Origin of the sequence: Pelotomaculum terephthalicicum JT, assembly GCF_022410535.1 — a bacterium.
GTDB lineage: Bacteria > Bacillota > Desulfotomaculia > Desulfotomaculales > Pelotomaculaceae > Pelotomaculum_D > Pelotomaculum_D terephthalicicum.
Map to the genome: position 1 here is coordinate 1 of NZ_JAKNBL010000072.1, position 5721 is coordinate 5721.

5 protein-coding genes are annotated in these 5721 nt (G+C 44.2%); 2 read left to right on the top strand and 3 right to left on the bottom strand.

Going from position 1 to position 5721, the window contains the following annotated elements; translation table 11 throughout:
• Positions 1-343: 343 nt before the first annotated feature.
• On the bottom strand, positions 344-739 hold the full coding sequence (locus L9W92_RS18255; RefSeq protein ID WP_240085173.1) for a YbaN family protein: 396 nt from the start codon (positions 737-739) through the stop codon (positions 344-346).
• 775 nt (positions 740-1514) lie between these two features.
• On the opposite strand from L9W92_RS18255, the gene L9W92_RS18260 reads away from it, so the two are divergent.
• Complete coding sequence (locus L9W92_RS18260) at positions 1515-1892, top strand: metal-dependent transcriptional regulator (RefSeq protein WP_240085177.1); 378 nt, start codon at positions 1515-1517, stop codon at positions 1890-1892.
• Between the two features lie 167 nt (positions 1893-2059).
• Here L9W92_RS18260 and L9W92_RS18265 read toward each other — a convergent pair whose 3' ends face one another.
• On the bottom strand, positions 2060-2863 hold the full coding sequence (locus L9W92_RS18265) for a hypothetical protein (RefSeq protein WP_240085174.1): 804 nt from the start codon (positions 2861-2863) through the stop codon (positions 2060-2062).
• Positions 2864-3150: 287 nt separating this feature from the next.
• The gene (locus L9W92_RS18270) at positions 3151-4923 is read right to left on the bottom strand and encodes an adenine deaminase (RefSeq protein ID WP_240085175.1); all 1773 of its coding nucleotides are present in this window, start codon (positions 4921-4923) and stop codon (positions 3151-3153) included.
• Between the two features lie 377 nt (positions 4924-5300).
• Between L9W92_RS18270 and L9W92_RS18275 the strand changes: the two genes are divergently transcribed.
• A complete protein-coding gene (locus L9W92_RS18275; protein WP_240085176.1) occupies positions 5301-5639 on the top strand; it encodes a hypothetical protein in 339 nt (112 codons plus the stop codon).
• Positions 5640-5721 lie beyond the last annotated feature (82 nt).

Below are 5721 nucleotides of genomic sequence, written 5' to 3' on the forward strand. Positions count from 1 at the left end.
CTTTGCCATGCCCATTTTTAGGAATGTCGTGAAAAGGACAGTCTTTTTAGCCTGGCATGCCAGAATTTCCAGTTGCTTTATTCCAGATTTAATGATTCCTCCCATCTAATGCCGAGAGCCTATTTAAGCTTTCCAACCTTGTTGAAAAACTACCGTATTAAATCTCACGCGCAATCTGTCAAGTGTTCAGTGGGCGCCCTGATTTTCATTTCCACACGCTCCTTTCCTTCCGGCTTAAACGTTGTATTTCCAGACCTTCCGTCCTTATTGAACCTGATTTAGTTAGCTTATGCTAACTACCTAGTCAAAAAATAGAGATAATTTTAGCCTAAACTATCTCGGTTTAAGAAACCTTTTGTTGATAACCGTCGACCGGGTTTTCCTTGACTGTTTTAATCTTAAAGGCAAAATAATAGTATTTCAGCGCCAGCAAGCAGACGATGAGGATCCTGGCATGCGCGGAAGGAGAAAAAACAAAGGCTAAAATGAGCATAACGGAGGCCAGGCTAAGAACGGTTATTTTGCTCCTTAGGGTCATGGCGCGGGAACTGACCAAACCATCTAAATGATTTTTGTATAGCTTGGTTGACCTAAACCAGCTGTTGAACCGGGTGGAGCCTTTAGCAAAGCAAAAGGACGCCACCAGTAGAAACGGCACCGTGGGCAAGATGGGGAGAAACGCGCCAACCGTGCCTATGCCAAAAAACAAGAAACCCAATAGGACATATGCGAGCTTCACATATTACCTCCTCCTATTCTACTATTCCATCCATTGGTTTCCCAAACCAAATTGGGAAGCAAATATAAAGCAAAAACTTCATGCCGCACCCAAAATACTTCACCTCTCTTAAGTTTGACGACTTTCCGGCCAGCCGCCGCAGGGCATCTGCACCTTCCAAAATCGCCTTTCAAGGTATAAATACTGCGAGTATAAATACTGCGTAAATACGGCAGTATTTATATCGCAGTAATATGGTGTTTTATCGGGGCAACGTGTGCAGTACGGCGCAGGTAAAATTAGCCCTCTCGCGCTTTAACTTCTGCCTGATCCACCCTCCTTTGCGGCCAACAAAGGCTTGCTTGGCAACCAGGTGGCACTATCGCATCATTGCTCTGACATACCATAAGAGTAATTTACCTGATTAAAAACCTATCAATCAAGCATAGGTTGTCTTTGATACAATCCTGCTTTAAATACCTTCCCGCAGGTGTCCCGGCGGGTTTTCAGAACGGCCCGACTTAGTTAGCCTGGGCTAACTCTGCAAAAATCTTATCATAGTAAAATTTGCCTGTCAAGGTATAAATTTTGCAGTAAATTGATATTTTATCAGAACAATGTTAAAATGATCCCACAGGTAAAATTAGCGGTTCTTTTGCGATTTGACTTCTGCCTGATTTGCTTCTCCTTTGCGGCCAACAAAGGATCTGTTTGGCGATCAGGCGTTCACTGGAATATGGGTCTGGTTTTGCTATCGCATCATCACTACCGGCATATCACGAGGGGGATTTTCTTGATAAAAATTCAGCAGTCCGGCGAGGATTATCTGGAAACCATCTTGCTTTTAAATATAAAAAACGGGCATGTTCGTTCTATTGACATAGCTAACGAGTTAGGCTATTCAAAGCCCAGCATCAGCAGGGCAATGGGTATTTTAAAAAAAGCGGGATATATAGTAATGGAACCGAATGGAAACATCGTCTTTACGGAAAAAGGCAAACAAAAAGCAATGGAAATCTACGAGCGCCACCAGGTCATTACCAAATATCTGATAAAAGCTTTAGGGGTCGATCCGGTTGCTGCGGAAAAAGACGCTTGCCGGATCGAGCACGTAATCAGCCAGCATAGCTTTAACCGCATTAAAGCGCTCATAAACAATTCGGATCTGCCGTAGTGGGGCTGGGGTCAGTGGGGCTGGGGTCAGCCCTTGACATTGGACAATGGCATGGCTCTAAGCCATATGCCATTATCGCATATAATCATTTGTCAAGAGAGAGGGTTATAATGTATCCTTATGTTGTTAAGGAGCGTTGCGCTGGAAGGTTGTAGGGGTATTTATTCTCAAGTGCAATGAATAGTGTCAGGCATACGGAACGCACTAGCATCAGGGTATATATTCCATCCGCCGTTAAAGAAGAGAATTCCCTTATTTAAAAGAATGACATCGAAAGAAAAACAGATGAAGAAGGGAACCAGTTTCCAATACCATTTTTTCAAAATGCAAATAAAAAAGACGCAGAGGAAAGACAACGCCGCGTTATAAATAACTGAGAATACTCCGGCGTCCCTATAAAGATTTTCAAACCAGCCGACGATTGCATATTGCATTCCGGAAAGCAGGAGAAAGCTTTCAGGAAGCTTTAATATAACCAATAAAATGAACCAGAACGTGATATATCTCAGGATACCGCTCCGTTTGCTTTTCAACTGGACGAACCATATCTTCATCAAAATGCAATAAAAGAAAATTACAACGCTGGTCATCCAGGTTTTCCACCAATGATGCTGATAGATTCCGAGATTCGCAAAGAGAATGTCCAAAAGCGTAAAGATGACGGTTATTAATACTATCCAGCGACAACGCAGCGAGTAAGCAACTACGAGCAGAGCGGTCGCAGGCCATAAGGAGGCATTGGGGACGATATGCCCAAAAATGTTTTCCGCATAGTAATCCGTAAAAACGCCAGGCTTATAAGAATAGCTTTTTAGAAAGAGCAATACGATCATTTCACCGATAAAAGCTGTCATCATGGCAAACAAAAAAAATGATATAAATTCATAAAGATTCTTTTTCTTATATAGAATGAAAACTGTCATGCCAACGCAGATGATCGCGAGGGCGCAATACCAATAGATGCTTGCCATGCACTTCACCTCAATTGCTGAGTTATATATAAAGCTATTCTTAACTTTTTTAAATTAAGTATGCCTTCTACTGGAACAGACGACGCCACCATATAAAAAATCATCGCAAGGCAGTACGACTCTATATTGTCGTAGCCATCCACATAGGCGTACTTTTGAGAAAAATGGGATGGGGCACCAAAAAAGCCCGTAATTACGGGCTTTTTTGGTGCCCCATCCCATTTCGTCAGCAGTGCTGGTACACCATCCCCGTGCGATTTCGTTTTCGAAGACGGGTTTTGCCTTGACTATGCCAGTACATTCACCATTCGGTTTTCTCTGGATTGCCAGTATCCCCTGGACAGTAACCTCAGCGAAGGTATGGCGGTAAAGGTAATTGTAAGTAATGTTAATAGCGGATTATCTACGTTGCATCCTCCTTTTTTTAAGGCTCTTTCCAAGGATGTGAATTTTGCAGCTACTTCTGTCCCCGGGATATCGGAAATGCATCCCAAAATGGGAAGCGGCAGTTCTTCCACTATCTGCCCCTCACAACAATAAACAAAGCCGCCTTGCAACTCACGGATTCGATTTACTGCGGCGGCCATGTCGCTGTCATTGACGCCCATTACCACCAGACTTCCTTCGTCGAAAGAATAGCTACTGGCCAGTGCACCCCTTTTCAGTCCGTATCCCTTGATAAATCCGGTACAGCCCTTACCATTTCTGATGTAGCGATTAATTACCGCTACTTTTAAAACATCATCCCCGCCGGCGATTGTTATTTCTCCATCAATTACTGGTAAATCCAATAGCGTTTCACGGTTAACAATGTTGGTGATTAATTCTATGGCACGTACTTTGGTTATTGGAGAAGTAGCCGGCACCCTAAAAAAGCCAGGTTGTATCGGGTTAATATTAATGCATTGATACGCATCAGCTGGAAAGTGTGTTTTTGTCGGTCTTTCTAGCATTTTGCCATTCCGGGCTACCACTTTACCTCGACAAATAACTAACTTGGGTTCAATTGTTTTTAGATTAGGGATAATTACAATATCAGCGCATTTCCCTGGTGCTATCCCACCGAGGTGGCTCCCCAGGTGAAAATGTTCTGCCACATTAATAGTAGCCATCTGGATTGCCGTCACAGGGTTGAGTCCCAGGTTAATAGCCTTTTGCACTATATAATTCATGTGACCGTATCGGTGCAGATCAACCGGCCAAACTGCATCGGAAACTAAAATTGCCCTGCGTAACGCTAAACCCATTTCGATTAAAGGACCAATTACAGCATCCAATTCCCGGCGGATCGAACCTTCTCGGATCATGGTAAACAGACCCAGACGCAGTCTTTCGCGCACCTCTTCAGCGGTAATAGGTTCGTGGCAAGAATCAATACCATAAGCTGCGACAGCAGCTAATCTCTGGCTTTTAGCACCTGCTCCGTGTCCCTCCACTGTTTTTCCCAGCGAAATGGCCGCCTCTATAATATTAATTAAACCCTCGTTTGAGTCGGTATTAAGCAGATTAGACCAGTATATTTCACCGGTTCCTAGTATTTCCGGCCGTTGCAGCAAACTTATCATTTCAGACTGATTAATTACACTAATACCGTCTCCATTGTCGGAACACAGAAAGGATATGATTGGGGCTGTGGCAAAAAGTCTCTGTGGCAGATTTTTGAATTGATCGATAAAAGCATTTACTCCTTTGATACCCATGGCATTGGAAGTAAAATAACACTCAGTAATAATTGTGGTAGTACCCCGGGCGAGGGAAAGTTCAACAAATTCTTCTATATTCATTAATGAATCTATATGTATGTGACCGTCAATCATGCCTGGAATAATCAGTTGTCCGTCAGCGTCGATTAATTTAGTGTTTAGTCCCTCCGGGAAGTTAAGTTTCGGTCCCACGTAAGCGATCCTGTCACCAGCAATAAGCAAATGCTGGTTCTCAAGAATTTCGCCAGTATAGACATTTAATACATCGCAATTGTTAATAATCAAGTCTGCAGGTTCTTTTCCCATGGAGACTTTGCCAAGTCGACTTATAAGATCGGCTTTTAATTCTATACTCATAATTTCTTAAGGAGCACGTTTGATGATATTGCTCCTTTCTCTCCTTTCTGAATTTTCTTTAATTATATAATATTTTTAATATTTTTTCACCATTTAGAATTCTTTTAACTGCAAGTTCTAAATTCACGATCATACTTTGCCAGTCTGGCACTGCCGGCGGCGGGGTTAACGGTGACGCCCGGCTCAAAGGTGACCTGGACGGTCTCACCCAATCCGGGTAACTGAGGTTCTGGTCAGGGCCGGGTTCTCGACCCCGCCTTCCGCTTGGCCGGACACCCCGATCCTGGCCGTGGCCGCCGCGCTGGTGCCCCCGTCACCGTCGCTGACGCCCTTATGCCGATGTAAAAATCAGCATCAGCGGGGACACCCAACTTGATGTGGACCCCGGGGATTGGACTTTCACTGCGGGAAACTGGAATACGCCGAAAACCGTGCGGGTGTGGGCGGTGGATGACGATGTCACCGAGGGGGACCATACTGGTACTGTATCCCACTCGGTCTACAGCGCAGACCCGGGCTACCATAATTATGTCATTTCTCCCATAACCCTGCTGATCATCGATAACGATGCATCCACCAACACCTATCTGTCCGGACTTGTGCTGAGCAGCGGCACATTGGCCCCGGCCTTTGACCCGGCAACCATCAATTACAACCTTTCGGTGGCCCATAGGTTGAAAGACTTTGTATTTTATGATGGGCGAAAAAAGGCATAGCAAAAAAAGCCCCTAAATAGCGACTTTGAAAAGTAATGGAAGAGGTCATTATGCTGTAGGAAGAATGATTTGAGCACCCAAG

Bases quoted from the DNA above. Each gene is read 5' to 3' on its own strand.
- L9W92_RS18270 (WP_240085175.1), bottom strand. From the start codon at position 4,923: ATGAGTATAGAATTAAAAGCCGATCTTATAAGTCGACTTGGCAAAGTC.
- L9W92_RS18265 (WP_240085174.1), bottom strand. From the start codon at position 2,863: ATGGCAAGCATCTATTGGTATTGCGCCCTCGCGATCATCTGCGTTGGC.